Here is a 15,054-nt window from a genome sequence, read left to right as displayed (position 1 = left end):
AATATTCAGAACAAAGCTACGACATCAGCAGCCGCAAGAGAAATCAGGAATCTTAAAGCTTGGTTAATAAATCAATGCCTTGTATACTTTCAAGATAGGAATAAGAATCAGGTCCCATATGGAAAAGTAGATCCAACGCGGAACTTTGGGCAGGTACGGGATCGCTTCCCCAATAGGAAGGTAAATATTTTCCTTCGAATAAAGATGGTTTTAGTGCAGATCTTAAATCCAAAATCTCTTCTTTTGTTTCCTTTTCATAAGATTGGGTCTCTGACAAAGTAGTGTCTAGTTTAAGCATATTCAACAACCATTTCAGACTTTTCAAATCAAAATCATATAGGGAATTTGGGCCGTTTTGAATCAGTTCGAACAGCTCATCTTTATAAAAAATAAAATAAGGGCTCCTTCCGTAAATACTCTGCAAAGTCTTGATGTGCTGTTCCCTCCAGGGTAATTCATTTGCAATTTCTACCAGTCGAATAGGCAATGATTCATTCTTCCCTTTTCGAAGCGGTATGCTCAGCATTTGGAGTACATTTCCGGAAGGTAAAAAAAATCGATTCCTAAAACTTCTCTTCTGATAATGCTCACAAGTTTCAATGAGGACATTTTGATCAAGACATTCTGCCAATAATACGATTGGTGTAAAAACACTAATGGGAATCAGTACAGAATGAACATGCATAATTTCAGGAAATGTCCGGTAAAGTTAGCGCAATAAATATTTAGCCTGCTAATATTTACTTCACAAAGATCAACCGTTAAAAATTACTCAGGTTGACCTTCATTCTTCCAAATTTTTAGAGATCAATTGCGTATCGGTATTTTTGACTGCTGCTTAATTCTCCTTAAATCCAATCAGCATACATAAAAATAAAAATACTATAATAATAAAGTGGCTTTTTGAAAACATTTGAGTAGGAAAACCACGTATCAGATTATAAATGTAAATGATGGCCAACCCCAAAAGCGTATTGCCTAAAAAATAAAGAATAAAACTGATAAAGAATAAATTCAATGTTATATGGCTCTGGGATTTTCGGTAGATAAAAGCAAACAAGAGGGAAATCATTATTGTAATTCCCAAATTAAACATTCTGTTATTCATAAGCATAGTCTATATTTTGAAATATTAGATCATCATTTTAAAAATAATTTATTTGATCATATTCCTTTTACTCTTTTTTATATAAAGATATGTTAACATTATGTTAATTTATCATTAGAAATTAAAAAATAATCTTAATTTAGAAAAAATTAATTATGAAAACAACTTTCAACTTTCAACTTTCAACTTTCAAGAAATTAATTTCTAGAAAAGTTAACCATGGCAAATTTGCATTATTAGTTTTCACCTTGTTGTCTTTTCATTCATTAATCGCTCAGGTAAAAGTTTTCTCCGGTGGTAACACAACTGTTGGAACGCTTTCTGAAATAGACAATATTTTCAGACTGCAGGTTGAGTCAGGATCGTCGCCCACTATCGGACGGGGATCACTTTACCTAAAAAGTGTATCCCACATCAATGATTATCAATATTGCCAAATTAATAATGTAAATAGAGCACTAAGTAAAGGATTGGAAATCCAACTGAATGGGGTTTCTAAATACTACATAAGAGGGGATGGAGTTACTGTGTTTTTGTCGGATAAGAATTTGAAGACCAATATTACAGACCTACCACCTTCCTTGGAAAAAATTCTTCAATTAAAGCCTTATTCATACCAGTTTATTGATGAGTTGACAACTTCAAATAAATTAAGATTCGGATTCCTTGCACAAGAAATGGAAGAAATTTTACCTGCTTTGGTTGACAAAGAAAATGAAAAATCCCTTGGAATTAATTATATTGAACTAATTCCATTTATGGTAAAAAGCATACATGAGTTGAATAACAAAATCATCCAACTTGAGGCTCAACTGGACCAATGTTGTAATAATTTGCAAGATCGACCTAAAAAATAATATCATGAAAGTCATCTACATCTTATTACTTGATATCTTATGTCTGTTGCCTGCATGCATTCGCGCCCAACACTTTCAAACAAATGATGCTACATGGCTCACTCAGAAATTTGACGACTTTAATTCCTTAAACGAGGTAACTGAATGGACGAATGGATATGACTGGGGTGATATTAACAATGGGCTGGAATGCAACAAAGATTCTAATGTAACTTGCCAAAGTGGCTGGCTAACTTTAAAGGCTGAAAAACTTGTAAATCCTATTACTTGTAATACTAATCTGTACTACTATCGAAGTGGAGCCGTTCATTCAAAATTTTCCTATAAATATGGTTATTGGGAGATTAATGCCAAGATGCCAATCGGCTATGGTTTTTGGCCAGCCTTTTGGGTTTTTGGTGCAAATGCATCTCAGTGCTGGTGGAATGAAATTGACATTAATGAACCAAGTGGAGAAATTAGTGAATCCGGCTTGCATACCGGATTCAATTATGTGTGGGTTGACCCATCGATAAGTTGTGATTCTGGTCTTAGTGCCGGCATCACTAAAACCTACGTGGGCTTAATCAGTGATCCTCATAAATATGCTGTTCTTTGGGAACCAAACCGGTTGACTTGGTTCTATGACAATAAACAAATTAAAACAATTCACGATCCTGTTTTTACCCCAAATCATTCCATAAAAACTTTAATAAATTTTGCGATCGATCCTTGGTTTACCCCAAAGCCTGCAACAGTTTTTCCGGCTGAGTTTAAAGCTGATTACCTAAGAATATCGCAATTGGACTTAGATTGCAATACCGCATCAACAATCTGCACTTACAATGGCCTTAGTTCAAATAAATTGAGAAAAAGTTATACCATGGGTGGATCCGGATGCAATACAATAATTGACATTGGCGTAGAAAATCCATTTTGGGCCACGGATTTTATATTACTTCAGGAAAACACCACGGTTAATCGAGTAACCGGAGGTGGAGGTTATGCCCTTTTTTATACTACAGCTTGTCCTAATTGAAAGATTATTTAATTCCAAGATCATGAAAAAATTATTATCTTTTTTCTGGCTAATCACTCTTGCAAGTTTGAATATTCATGCATTGCTTAATGCCCAAATCAAAGACTTGGATGGCAATCTTTATGAGGTAGTCAAAATAGGTAACCAACAATGGTTAAAACAAAATTTAAAATCCACCCACTTTCCGGATGGAAACCCGATTGCAAAAAGTCAATATGTGGCATACAACCACGACTCAGCTCTTGTTAAAAAACATGGTTACCTTTACACCAGGTCCGCGACTTTATACAACGGATTTGGATCCAAAATTCAGGGATTATGTCCGGATGGTTGGAGAATTCCCAATTTCAACGATTGGTTTGATCTTGCAGTTTATTTAAAAGCAGATACGAGTTTATTTTCCCAATACGAAATTATTCACAATATAGGACGTAATATAATAGATACATGTTGGATAACTACATTCCCTCCACCAAATAATGATTCCGGATTGTCCATTCTACCTTCTGGAGTTTATGATTCTAAAACAAAACTTTTTACTAATATTGATTGGGGAACAGTCTATTTTTGGTTAACTCCAGAGCCGAGGAATGGTGCATTAGAAATCGAAGTAACTTTTATAAAATTCCTTAAATGGTCCGATAATCTTGATTCCAAATTTTTTCCCATCCGTTGTATAAACGCAACCAGTACCAATACTTCATCTGCTTCCAGTGAATTTCCAGTTCTTAATATTTTACCCAATCCAGCATCAACGTATGTGGAGATAGACACAAAAATTAATCTAGACAAGGTATATTTAATCAATTCTTTAGGACAGGAATTTCCTATTCATACGACAGGAAATAACCGATTCTCCATTATCGACATGCTTTCCGGATACTATTGGGTTAAAATTTACTCCGAAGGTAAAATTTATTTTGCCCCATTTGTAAAATTGTAGACTGATCTTTATGGTATAAAATTAAACAATTTATCCTGAGCAATAAATCACAGTCCTTAAATCAGGTTAATCATACATCAAATAAAATTTGTTTACAGGACAGCAGTTAAAATAATGCGGAAGCTCAATTCAAGATTTAGACACATACTTTGATGCTAAACATTCGAGTAATTTAATCAGAAACAGTCTTTCTTAATGTAGACACTTATGTAAATATTGCCTTAAGATTGAGCATCTTTGTATTAGTTAATCCCTCATTTTGAATTCCTATATATCTCATAAAATTTTAAATCCTGTTTTGTTAAAGGACAAGCTAGACCCGGCGCTGGATATCATAGTGGTAATTCCTGCCTTCTATGAGGATAATTTATTTCTTGCGCTGGACTCTTTAGTCCATGCAAATACTTTAGGAATTAATGTAGAAATATTACCGGTATTAAACTATCCGGAAAATAAAGGAGCACAATATCTAGATTTTCATGAACAGCAGAGAGCACAACTTCTTCTCTATTCAGAAAAAAATAACCGGCCAGGATTCACAATCCATTGCCTGCCGATACAAGTGCTTCCTGCTAAACATGCAGGTGTGGGCCTGGCCAGAAAAATAGGAATGGATGAAGCAGTTCGGCGATTTCACCAAATTAGAAAACCCAAAGGAATCATTCTAAATTTTGATGCAGATTGTATCTGTCATGAAAATTATTTCCAAAGCATTTTTAATTATTATCAAATGCCCGCTGCAAAACCGGCAGTGAGCATTGGATTTGCACACCCACTGCTCAATATTCCTGAAAAGCAACGTCAGGCCATCATTGATTACGAACTACATCTCCGCTATTACATCAACGCCCAGAAATATTTTAATTATCCATTTGCCATGCAAACTTTGGGTTCCTGTTTTGGCGTAACCGCTGAGTCCTATTGCGCACAAGGTGGTATGAATAAAAGACAGGCGGGTGAAGATTTCTACTTTCTTCATAAATTTTCTGTGTTGGATCAACTGGGTGAAATAAATGAAGCCTTGGTATATCCATCCGCTCGAAAATCTGATCGAGTACCATTTGGTACCGGTAAGGCAATAGGGCAATATCTCGACCAAAATTTCCAGTTGAGCTATTCCCTGGAAGCCATTCATTTGTTTATGAATTTTTTTCATCAGCTACATGAATTCTATACTTTAGACTCCATGGCGGCAGTGGACAAATTGAAGGAGATTTCGCCCATACTTGCAGAATCTCTTTTGGATCAGGGATTTTTGCAAGAGCTCGATTTGATTCAAAAAAATACCTCCGGAGAAAAAGCTTTTGTCAAAAGATTCAACAGATGGGCCAATCCTTTTAGACTGATGAAATTCCTTCACGAGGTCAGAGACAAAGGTTTTCCCGACAAAGAAGTTGGTATAGGCGCAGCAAAACTAATGCGTAAAATCAAGCCGGAAGGATTGCTCGAAGATAAATTATCCCTCTTGGAAGGATACCGCAAATTGGACGGAATCTTTTAAAACTCAAGCATCAATTCCTTACGATAAGAAGCATCTGCTTCATGATTGAAATTCCAATAATCCAATAAAATTTTCTTCTTAAGTTTTGCTGTGGTCGTCATAGATGTCGACCCTTCCTGATATGATTCCTCCCAGCCTAAAATTTCATAGGGTGCTGTGGACGAAAATCGAATATTGAGTTTGCGTTGCAATGAAACAAAATCCAGAGCATAAACTTTTTCTGTTGATGAGGACTCCATTAATGTAGCCTTTACCTTTACAACTTCGTAGGGTTTATGTTTCAACCGAACATAAAACAAGCCAGGCAACATGTCAACATCTCCAGTCGGAAGTTGTGCAGGATTGATCCTGATCTGGTTAAAAATGGCATCTTCGGACCACACCAGATTGCGGGTGAATCGCTGATCTCCTTCTGTTTCAAAATAGGAGAACTGTTGCACCTCGTAATGACCCTCTTTTCTGTTGACCTGGGTAAATACATGACCACACCATTCCTGCACACTTACATTTAATTTAACCGGATATGGACTCACTGCAGATCCAACTTCAGTAAAACTACTTAACAACATGGAGTAGGGGTAAATTCCTGTATTGAATTTTTTAGAATAGTTAAGTTTCAACACAGGTAATTTATCCTGACCGGCATTGGTGGGATCATCCAATTTAACTTGCTTGGATTTCGAAAAATCTTCTGCGACAAAAATCAATACTCCCTCACCTTTTCTTACTTCGCCATACCGTACCTGCTGCAAATCATAACTGCTCAACTCCGCTTTGCCTAGATACCAATAATCACTCAGACTTTGATCTTGTGTTTTGACAGCTTCTACAGACGAACTTGGAGGAGTAGAATGTTTAGAATCAACTGTGCACGAAATGACCGTTGATAATAAAATTGCAGAAAAAAAAACACCTGACCACCTATTCAATTTCATAAACATACTTTGTACATCAACAAGTATAGGTATCAGGAGTTCATTTAAAAATCACTATCTTTCAGGAGATCGGGTCGTCTGGTACGTGTTCTTTCCAGGGATTGTTCATATCGCCACTCCTCAATTTTAGCTTCATGTCCACTTAGCAAAACTTCCGGAACAGTGAGTCCATTGAAATCTGCAGGCCTGGTGTAAACTGGCGGTGCGAGTAAATCATCCTGAAATGAATCGGTCAATGCAGAAGTTTCATCATTCAACACCCCGGGAATTAATCTTCCGAGTGTATCCACAAGAACAGCTGCAGCCAATTCACCACCACTCAGGACATAATCCCCAATGGATATTTCCATGGTCACCCAATGGTCCCTTACGCGCTGATCAATTCCCTTGTAATGCCCACAGATGAGCAGCAAATTTTGTTTAAGGCTGAGTGTGTTGGCGATTTTTTGATTCAATGTGTGGCCATCAGGAGTCAGGTATATGACTTCATCATAATTGCGTTGGGACTTCAAGGATTCAATGCAATCTACAAGAGGCTCGATCATCATGACCATTCCCGCACCGCCACCGAAAGCATAATCATCCACTTGCTTGTAAGCACCCTTGCCAAATGTGCGCAGATCATTAAGATGCACTTCAAGCAAACCTTTATCTGCAGCCCGCTTCAAAATAGAATGTTCAAACGGACTCCTGAGCAATTCAGGCAGAACTGTAATGATGTCAATTCTCATCCTAAACTGTTTGGTTCTTTGGTATCCCTTCCATTCATGAAGGGTATTTATTTATTGTTCTATCCCCAATAATTCTACTTCAAATATCAAAGCAGCAAAAGGCTTAATGTCCGCACCTGCACCCTTTTCTCCGTAGGCCAGTGAATAGGGAATGAAAAACTTGAATTTAGATCCCACAGGCATCAACTGCAGACCTTCAGTCCATCCTTTGATCACCTGGTTTAATGGGAAAGAAATGGGCTCATTGCGCAATACCGAACTGTCAAATACTTTTCCATTAATAAGTGTTCCGTGATAATGTGTATTCACTTTATCGGTAGCTTTTGGCTTGGGACCTTCTCCCATTTTGATCACCTCATATTGAAGGCCACTTGCGGTTGTGGTTACACCTTTTCTTTTACCATTTTCTGCCAGAAATTTCTCACCTTCCTCTTTGACCCCGCTGTTGGCTTTTTCTGCCATTTTTGACAATGCCTGACTGTAAATTTCTGAAGCTTCCTGCATGCTGATTTTAGTCTTAGCTCCGGACATAAATTCCTCCAGTGCTTCTACCACATCCGGTGCAGAAATTTTTTCAATGCCTTGTTGTTTCAAACTGTTACCAAATAACAAACCAATGCTGTAACTCAAAGAATCCATTTTATAATTGCTTTGTGCAGCAGACCGGGTGGTAAATGATAAGCTGCCGATGATAAAAAATAATATTCCTAAAGAACTTCCTTTCATATTATGATTGTTTAAAAGCTGCATAATTTTTGAAAAACATAGGGATGGTTTCGATGCCCTTGTAAAAGTTCGCAAGACCATAGTGCTCATTTGGCGAATGGATATTGTCTGAATCCAGTCCAAATCCCATCAGTACTGTTTTCAAGCCTAAAACTTTTTCGAACAAAGCAATAATCGGGATACTTCCACCACCTCTTGTAGGTATTGGCTTCTTTCCAAAACTTTGCTCGATTGCCAAAGCAGCAGCACGGTAGGCCTCACTGTCAGTTGGGGTTACCACCGGCTCTCCACCATGGTGTTCTGTCACCTTTACTTTTACATAAGGAGGTGCAATGGATTCAAAGTATTTGGTAAAAAGCTGAGCTATGTCGTGTGACTTTTGATTAGGCACCAGACGCATGGATATTTTTGCGTTGGCCTTGGAAGGCAAAACAGTTTTAGCACCCTCTCCAATATAACCACCCCATATTCCATTCAACTCCAAGGTAGGACGGATGCCAGTACGTTCTAGTGTGGTATAGCCTTTTTCGCCCCACACTTCAGCAACTTTAAGATCCGATTTATAATCTTCCAGACTAAAAGGAGCTTTATTCAACTCTTCCCTTTCAGCCGGCGTCATTTCCATCACCTGATCATAAAATCCCGGAATGGTAATATGGTTGTTTTCGTCATGCATGGAGGCAATCATCTTGGCCAGTATGGTTATTGGATTTGCCACCGCACCACCATACACTCCAGAATGCAAATCCCTGTTGGGTCCTACCACTTCAACTTCCATGTAGGCAAGTCCTCTCAGACCAGTTTCAATGGACGGATTCTCCATACTGATCATAGAAGTATCACTCACCAGAACTATATCTGCCTTAAGTTTTTCTTTATTTGCTTCGAGAAAGGCTCCCAAATTGGAAGAACCTACTTCCTCCTCTCCTTCGATAATAAATTTTACATTACATGGAAGTGTGTTGGTTTTAACCATGGCCTCTAAGGCTTTTACGTGCATAAAAACCTGTCCTTTATCATCGCACGCCCCCCTTGCATAAATTTTACCATCCTTTACCACCGGCTCAAAAGGTCCACTGGTCCACAATTCAAGAGGATCAGGCGGCTGAACATCATAATGCCCATAGGTTAAGACAGTTGGAAGTTTGGGATCAATAATTTTTTCGCCAAAAACAATTGGGTGACCCCCGGTAGGACAAATTTCTGCTCTATCGCATCCTGCTGCTAATAAAGACAGCTTCACAGCCTCCGCACAACGGGCAGTATCTGCATTATGGTTTGAATCTGCACTTACAGAAGGAATCTTCAACAATTCAAGTAACTCATCCAAAAACCTTTGTTTGTTTTGTTCGATATAATTAATATGCATACAATAAATTTTAAAGTGCTTTAACGAGAAAAAAGTATAATTATTTAATCAACATTTGAAATCATTAGGAGTTTTGAGAATTTGGATCTAATCTAACAATTTTTAGTTCTTGGGTAAATGTACGACCGGATTTACTTTCATGTTGTAAAACATAAAGCTGAGCATATCTGCGATCTCATCGATTTTTTTTCCGGTCGGTTTACCGGCTCCATGACCCGCAGCGACATCTACCCGAATGAGTACCGGGTTTTTACCTTGTTGCGCTGTCTGTAAAGCGGAGGCAAACTTAAAAGAATGGGCCGGAACTACCCGGTCATCATGATCTGCAGTCGTAATCATGGTAGATGGGTATTCCGCAGGTCTGCAATTGTGCACAGGAGAGTATTTTTTTAAATAATTAAACCCCTCTTCTGTATCACTGGTGCCATAATCAGTGGCCCATGCCCAACCTATGGTGAATTTATGATAACGAAGCATATCAAGCACTCCTACAATGGGAAAGGCAACTTTGCACAAATCTGGTCGCTGCGTGATACAGGCTCCTACCAATAGCCCCCCATTGGAACGGCCCTCAATGGCTAGTTTGTCTCTGGAGGTATATTTTTCTGAAACCAGATAATCAGCAGCTGCAATAAAATCATCAAATACATTTTGCTTTCGCTCCTTGGTGCCTGCTTCATGCCATTTTTTACCAAATTCACCTCCTCCTCGTATGTTGGCAACTGCAAAAATTCCGCCGCACTCAAGGATCGGAATTCTTCTTTCTGCAAAAGTGGGTAAATAAGAGATGTCAAATCCTCCGTAACCATACAACAGGGTTGGAGCTTGTCCATCTTTTTGCAGTCCTTTTCGATGGGTCAAAAACATGGGTATTTTTGTTCCATCTTTGCTGTTGTACCACACTTGTTCGGTCGTGTACAGATCAGGATCAAAATTAAGTTTCGGTTCAAAATATTTTTCAACTTCGAAGGAATTCAAATCCAGACGAAAAATACTCGTGGGTCTGATGTAAGAAACAAACGAATAAAATGCTTCTGAATCATCCTGCTTTCCACTAAACATTTCTACAGTTCCCAATTCAGGCAGTTGTATGTTTTTTTGCAAATTACCGTGAAGATCAAAAATCTTGATTTCGCTGGAAGCATTGTGCATATAGACGGTAACCAACTTGTGATTTAATAAATAGACAAGTTGCAACACATCTTCCCCTTCCATTAGAACATCCTGCCAGCTTTTGGGTGAATATTTAAGCATATCAATCGAAACAACTTTCCAATTAGCTGCTCCTGCGTTCGTATGGACAAAAATCTGACTACCTTCATTACCAATGATGCTGTAGTCTTGATCAAATTCAGTTACCAGCCATGTCCAATTATTTTGTTCAGTTGTCAAATCTTTTATCGCAAGTGCATTTCCACTGGTAGATTCCGAAATAGATAAAATTAAATACTGTTCATCCTGGGTAATGGTTGCACCAACATTTCGCAAAGGGTGCTTTTTATCCTCATATATGAGCTGATCATCTTTCTGTGGCGTTCCTATTCTGTGATAATAAACTGCGTGATTTTCATTTTTACCTGACAAAGCAGTCTGGCCCTTAGGTTCGGGATAACGACTGTAATAAAAACCATTTTTATGCCAACTGATATTTGAAAACTTTATCCATTCAAGCGTATCACTCAGAAAATTTCCGTTATTTAAATCCTTCACCAAAATTTTGTTCCAATCGGATCCTGCTTCAGAAAGTTGGAAAGCCAGATAACGACCATCCTTTGAAACTGTAATTCCACTGACGGAACTTGTACCCTCTTTGCTGAAAGCATTTGGATCTAATACCAGGTTTGCCGGCTTTTCGGGACCAGCCTTTCTGAAAAGTACATCCTGGTTTTGCAGTCCATCGTTTCTAAAGAAAAAATAAGAATTGGCTTCTTTAAATGGGGCTCCCTGCTTTTCATAATTCATCAGATCTGTAATTCTGGTCTTTAGAGCCTGCCTGAAAGGAATATGCCCAAGGTAATCAAACGTCAGTTTATTTTGAGCCAACACCCAATCTTTGGTTTCTGAAGAATTATCATCCTCCAGCCAGCGGTAAGGATCCGGTACTTCGTTTCCAAAATAATCATCTTTTACGCTGTCTTTTGCAAAGGTGCCATAAGCCAAAGGAATGTCTGGAAAATCATTGGATCCGGCACCGGGGTCATTAGTCTTGCAGGATAAAAATGTCATAACAGAGGCAATAAGGCTTGAATATAAGATTCGTTTCATTATGATTAACTTGCCGGAAAAACAAAAGGCCGCCAAAAGTAAGAAAAAACCTTCTATTGGCTTATTTTTGTCCAATCTTAACTATGCCAGCCATTCAAATATTGTCACTATTCCTGCTTAACTGGTTGTGCACACCGGAAGATTTAAATGCACATCGAATTTCATTAGGTCATGAATCCCGGCTTTGTGATTTGTATACAAATACAGATAGTCTAAACATAACCATTGCCGACATTGAAAAAAACATTCATCAACTGAAGGAATCATTGGCCATCCTGCAAGATCAATTGGAATATCTACATGCTGAAAATTCCAGGTATCAATCTCAAAAATCGGAAAGAAAAAAAATAGAAGAACAGATCAGAAAAAAAGATTTAGAAATTTTGGCCATTGAATTCAAATTGCGCAAACAATATTTTTTCCTTACAGAAACCAGACAAATCAGCTTCCAACCATTAGATAAACAAGAAGGAATATTAAAGATACTAAATGAAAAAATCCGATTCTTCGAACAAGCAAAAATTTCAAAAGATGATCTTAAAAAAGATCTGACCCCTCTTACCCTCCCAACAGATAATTATTTTAAAAGTTTGCCTTTTGATTGTGGGCTTACCTTATCTGAAGATCAGGAAATTTTAGCCACCAGGTTTATTCCATTTTTTAGCCATACCCCGGCTAATTTGGAGGCGCATTTTAAAGAACGCGAATTTGTTGAATCAGAGATACGATTGCTCCGATCCCGCAAAAAGTATTTTATGGAAATCAGATTGGTTTTCAATACTTCGAAAGCACAAAAAACCTATGGTTTGTTTGAAGCCGGAAATCCTATAAAATTGATTTTGCTGGATGGCACATACACTTATCTGAATGCAAACGCAAGCAACAGTGGTATCGTAGATGAGAAAGCCGGCACAACCATCTATCAGATTCAATGTCCTCTTTCACATGATAAAATTAAGTTGCTTAAGAAAAATAATCCGGACAGAATAATCATCCTCTGGGAAGGAGGGTTTGAAGATTTTGATATCTATCATGTGGATGCAATCCAAAAATTATTCAAATGCCTAGAGTAAGAGAAATTACCAAACTGGGCTTGCATCTTCCAACAGATCCACGATGGGTTGATCTTGCAAGCATGAAACTTGAAGACATACTCACCGATCATGCATTCTGCGAACAAAAAGCCGCCAGTGCATGCATTAGCTTGATACAATTATATCCGGAATATGACGAACTGGTCACCAATGTTGCACCGGTAGTTACTGAAGAATGGGGACATTTCAGACAAGTGGTCGCAGAGTTAAAAAAACGCGGCCTTAAGTTAGGCTTCCAGCGAAAAGACGAATATGTTTCTGATCTTTTAAAATTTCACAAAAAAGGAGGCAGCAAGAAAGACCGACTTTTAGATTTGCTGCTTACCTGTGCCTTGATTGAAGCCAGAAGCTGTGAGCGATTTCGATTACTGTCACTTGGATTGGAGGAAGAAGAACTCAGAAATTTTTATCATCAATTTATGGTTTCCGAGGCCGGGCATTACAGAATGTTTCTGGATCTGGCAGATCATTATTTTGATCCAATAATAGTTCGCGCGAGGTGGAAGGAATATTTGGATTACGAAGCCGATGTTATCGCAAAACTTGGGCCGCGAGGAGACAGGATGCACTGAAAATGGAATGAGAAAATTTGAAAATGAGCTAATGAGTTAATGTTGCGGTTGTTTGATGCTTCCCAGCGTCAATTTAATTTGAAAATTTGAAAATGAGCTAATGAGTTAATGTGTTCTTGAGTTAATGGACTCAAAATTGGAAGCCGGAAATCACATAGGTAGTTTATGGGACGGATACATTAATTAAAATAATTTACTTTTTTATCCATCCTTGATAATAAGTGGTAGTCAATAATAATTGGGAATAAATTAAATAAGATATCTTTCAATGAGTAATAATCATTGCTTAATGATTGACTCTGAATGTGCTAGCCCATCAGAATCTACTGCATTGACAACATACACACCAATAGGCCAATGATGAGTTAGAACGATATTGGTTTCTTCAGGGTCATCGCAATACCATTCTGTCATTAGCTTGCCTTGCATGTCATGCACCCGATATAGTAACTTATTGCTGGAATAATTCTGAATGATAAGCCTATCTGAAAATGGATTAGGATAGATTGTAAAGAGCTTATTTCCTTCCTCTGCCTTGGTATCAATATTATTAGTTTTACCACAATCAGGTATAATACACCCATCATTATCTACCTTGATTAACAATGGCATATAAGGAGCTTCTTTCAGCTTCTCATATGCATTATCCCGATAAGAATATCCTCCCAGCAAGTAACCAGACTTATCAGGCAAGGCCTTAAGTTCAAATATTTTACTCTCTTCAGCATCTGTCCAATGCTTTACAATGCCTTCACGCAGGACATACTTTCTTCTCCAGATGCTATCTAGATTGCTGTTGAGTTTAATTAGAGAAGCTTTCTGAATCGATGTATTAACGGTATCAAGTTTCATCTTAGTACTGTCATATCGTGTATAGCTAAAATAGTTATATCCATTATAACTTAACAATATTCCTTCGTCATTGGCTGGGATTATCTTTTCATAATAAAGTGATCCTTGCCATCCATAAAGATGGCTTCCAATAGTTTTGGATTTCTTGAAACTTAAATCCGGACCTAACAAGGTAACTCCTTCTGTCGATAAACTATATCTACGTTGATATAGATCGCATCGTTCTGATGACAAGTAAAAGTCTCCATTGCTTAATTGACAGATATCATAAACTGCACCAAGCTGTTGATTATTCTTACTCTTGAACTCATTTATTACATTGCCAAGACTATCCAATTTATACACAATGGTAAGATAATATCCAAATTGATTCTCATAACTAGTTCCTATATAGTAATAACCTTCCCTGTCAACATAAGCTGAATTACATGTATTAGAATTTCCATTGGTTGAAGCCCCCCCAAGTACTTTGGTCCATAGCTTATTACCTTGTTGATCCATCTTAATTACCTGTACTTTGCGATAGAATGAATCTTGCTGATTAGGTACTGATATGTTATGCGCCACAATTAGATACCCATTAGGATCTTTGGCCATGCCTCCAAATCTTAAAAAACAGCTATCACACACACTATTACGAATGTCATAGATTTTTGTTTCCTCCGTAAGATAATTATACTTTAAAATGGCTTCATTATTGGTTTTAATAAATACTGAGGTATAAAAATTGCGATAATCAAATGTTATCATCTCCTCTGGAAAAAAGTAATTATATAATCCCGTATATGGAATTGACCTATACTGCAATAAATTACCATCTAAATCTAATATTCCAAAGCCTGTTCCAAACCTTAACTTACTTGTTGTGTCTGCTGAGTAGAGGAAACTAAATATTGAATCATTTCTAATTTCAAATGATCTAAAGTAATTTGGATAATAATTAGTATCAGATCTATTGTTAAACTTAATAATATAAGTCTTTATCCAGTAATCACTCTGAGCGCTGAGCTGGTTCATTATTACTAATAATATCAATCTTACTATGAGTTTCATTGGTAACCTTTAGACTTCCTCATTAAACTG

At 37.5% G+C, this 15,054-nt stretch carries 13 protein-coding genes; 6 read left to right on the top strand and 7 right to left on the bottom strand.

Going from position 1 to position 15,054, the window contains the following annotated elements; translation table 11 throughout:
- Nucleotides 1-52: 52 nt before the first annotated feature.
- Entirely contained in the window at nt 53-685 is a 633-nt protein-coding gene (locus IPJ83_08860; GenBank protein MBK7880648.1) for a WbqC family protein, read from the bottom strand.
- 578 nt (nt 686-1,263) lie between these two features.
- On the opposite strand from IPJ83_08860, the gene IPJ83_08855 reads away from it, so the two are divergent.
- The 4 genes from IPJ83_08855 (at nt 1,264) to IPJ83_08840 (ending at nt 5,427) form a co-directional block, all read left to right on the top strand.
- Complete coding sequence (locus IPJ83_08855) at nt 1,264-1,965, top strand: tail fiber domain-containing protein (protein MBK7880647.1); 702 nt, start codon at nt 1,264-1,266, stop codon at nt 1,963-1,965.
- 4 nt (nt 1,966-1,969) lie between these two features.
- A complete protein-coding gene (locus tag IPJ83_08850) occupies nt 1,970-2,983 on the top strand; it encodes a glycoside hydrolase family 16 protein (protein MBK7880646.1) in 1,014 nt (337 codons plus the stop codon).
- Between the two features lie 22 nt (nt 2,984-3,005).
- A complete protein-coding gene (locus IPJ83_08845; protein ID MBK7880645.1) occupies nt 3,006-3,926 on the top strand; it encodes a T9SS type A sorting domain-containing protein in 921 nt (306 codons plus the stop codon).
- 259 nt (nt 3,927-4,185) lie between these two features.
- Complete coding sequence (locus IPJ83_08840; GenBank protein ID MBK7880644.1) at nt 4,186-5,427, top strand: glycosyltransferase family 2 protein; 1,242 nt, start codon at nt 4,186-4,188, stop codon at nt 5,425-5,427.
- Here the strand turns inward: IPJ83_08840 and IPJ83_08835 are convergent.
- The 5 genes from IPJ83_08835 to IPJ83_08815 form a co-directional block, all read right to left on the bottom strand.
- A complete protein-coding gene (locus tag IPJ83_08835) occupies nt 5,424-6,362 on the bottom strand; it encodes a hypothetical protein (protein MBK7880643.1) in 939 nt (312 codons plus the stop codon). The genes IPJ83_08840 and IPJ83_08835 overlap by 4 nt on opposite strands.
- A gap of 44 nt (nt 6,363-6,406) precedes the next feature.
- Nucleotides 6,407-7,093, bottom strand: a complete 687-nt coding sequence (gene trmD, locus IPJ83_08830; protein ID MBK7880642.1) for a tRNA (guanosine(37)-N1)-methyltransferase TrmD — start codon at nt 7,091-7,093, stop codon at nt 6,407-6,409.
- Nucleotides 7,094-7,144: 51 nt separating this feature from the next.
- A complete protein-coding gene (locus tag IPJ83_08825; protein ID MBK7880641.1) occupies nt 7,145-7,732 on the bottom strand; it encodes an FKBP-type peptidyl-prolyl cis-trans isomerase in 588 nt (195 codons plus the stop codon).
- Between the two features lie 88 nt (nt 7,733-7,820).
- Nucleotides 7,821-9,188 carry a dipeptidase gene (locus IPJ83_08820; GenBank protein ID MBK7880640.1) on the bottom strand — a complete coding sequence of 456 codons (1,368 nt, stop codon included), beginning with the start codon at nt 9,186-9,188 and terminating at the stop codon, nt 7,821-7,823.
- Between the two features lie 102 nt (nt 9,189-9,290).
- Nucleotides 9,291-11,453: a S9 family peptidase gene (locus IPJ83_08815; protein MBK7880639.1), complete on the bottom strand. Its 2,163-nt coding sequence runs from the start codon at nt 11,451-11,453 to the stop codon at nt 9,291-9,293.
- Between the two features lie 83 nt (nt 11,454-11,536).
- Here IPJ83_08815 and IPJ83_08810 point away from each other — a divergent pair, with 83 nt between their 5' ends.
- On the top strand, nt 11,537-12,526 hold the full coding sequence (locus tag IPJ83_08810) for a hypothetical protein (GenBank protein ID MBK7880638.1): 990 nt from the start codon (nt 11,537-11,539) through the stop codon (nt 12,524-12,526).
- Nucleotides 12,514-13,119, top strand: a complete 606-nt coding sequence (locus tag IPJ83_08805; protein MBK7880637.1) for a tRNA-(ms[2]io[6]A)-hydroxylase — start codon at nt 12,514-12,516, stop codon at nt 13,117-13,119. Before IPJ83_08810 ends, IPJ83_08805 begins: the two co-directional genes overlap by 13 nt.
- Nucleotides 13,120-13,398: 279 nt before the next feature.
- On the opposite strand, the gene IPJ83_08800 is transcribed toward IPJ83_08805, so the two are convergent.
- Complete coding sequence (locus IPJ83_08800; GenBank protein MBK7880636.1) at nt 13,399-15,024, bottom strand: T9SS type A sorting domain-containing protein; 1,626 nt, start codon at nt 15,022-15,024, stop codon at nt 13,399-13,401.
- Nucleotides 15,025-15,054 lie beyond the last annotated feature (30 nt).

Origin of the sequence: Candidatus Vicinibacter proximus (genome assembly GCA_016713905.1) — a bacterium.
GTDB lineage: Bacteria > Bacteroidota > Bacteroidia > Chitinophagales > Saprospiraceae > Vicinibacter > Vicinibacter proximus.
The sequence above is the reverse complement of the archived record's forward strand: the minus strand, read 5'-3'. Positions and strand labels throughout refer to the sequence as shown.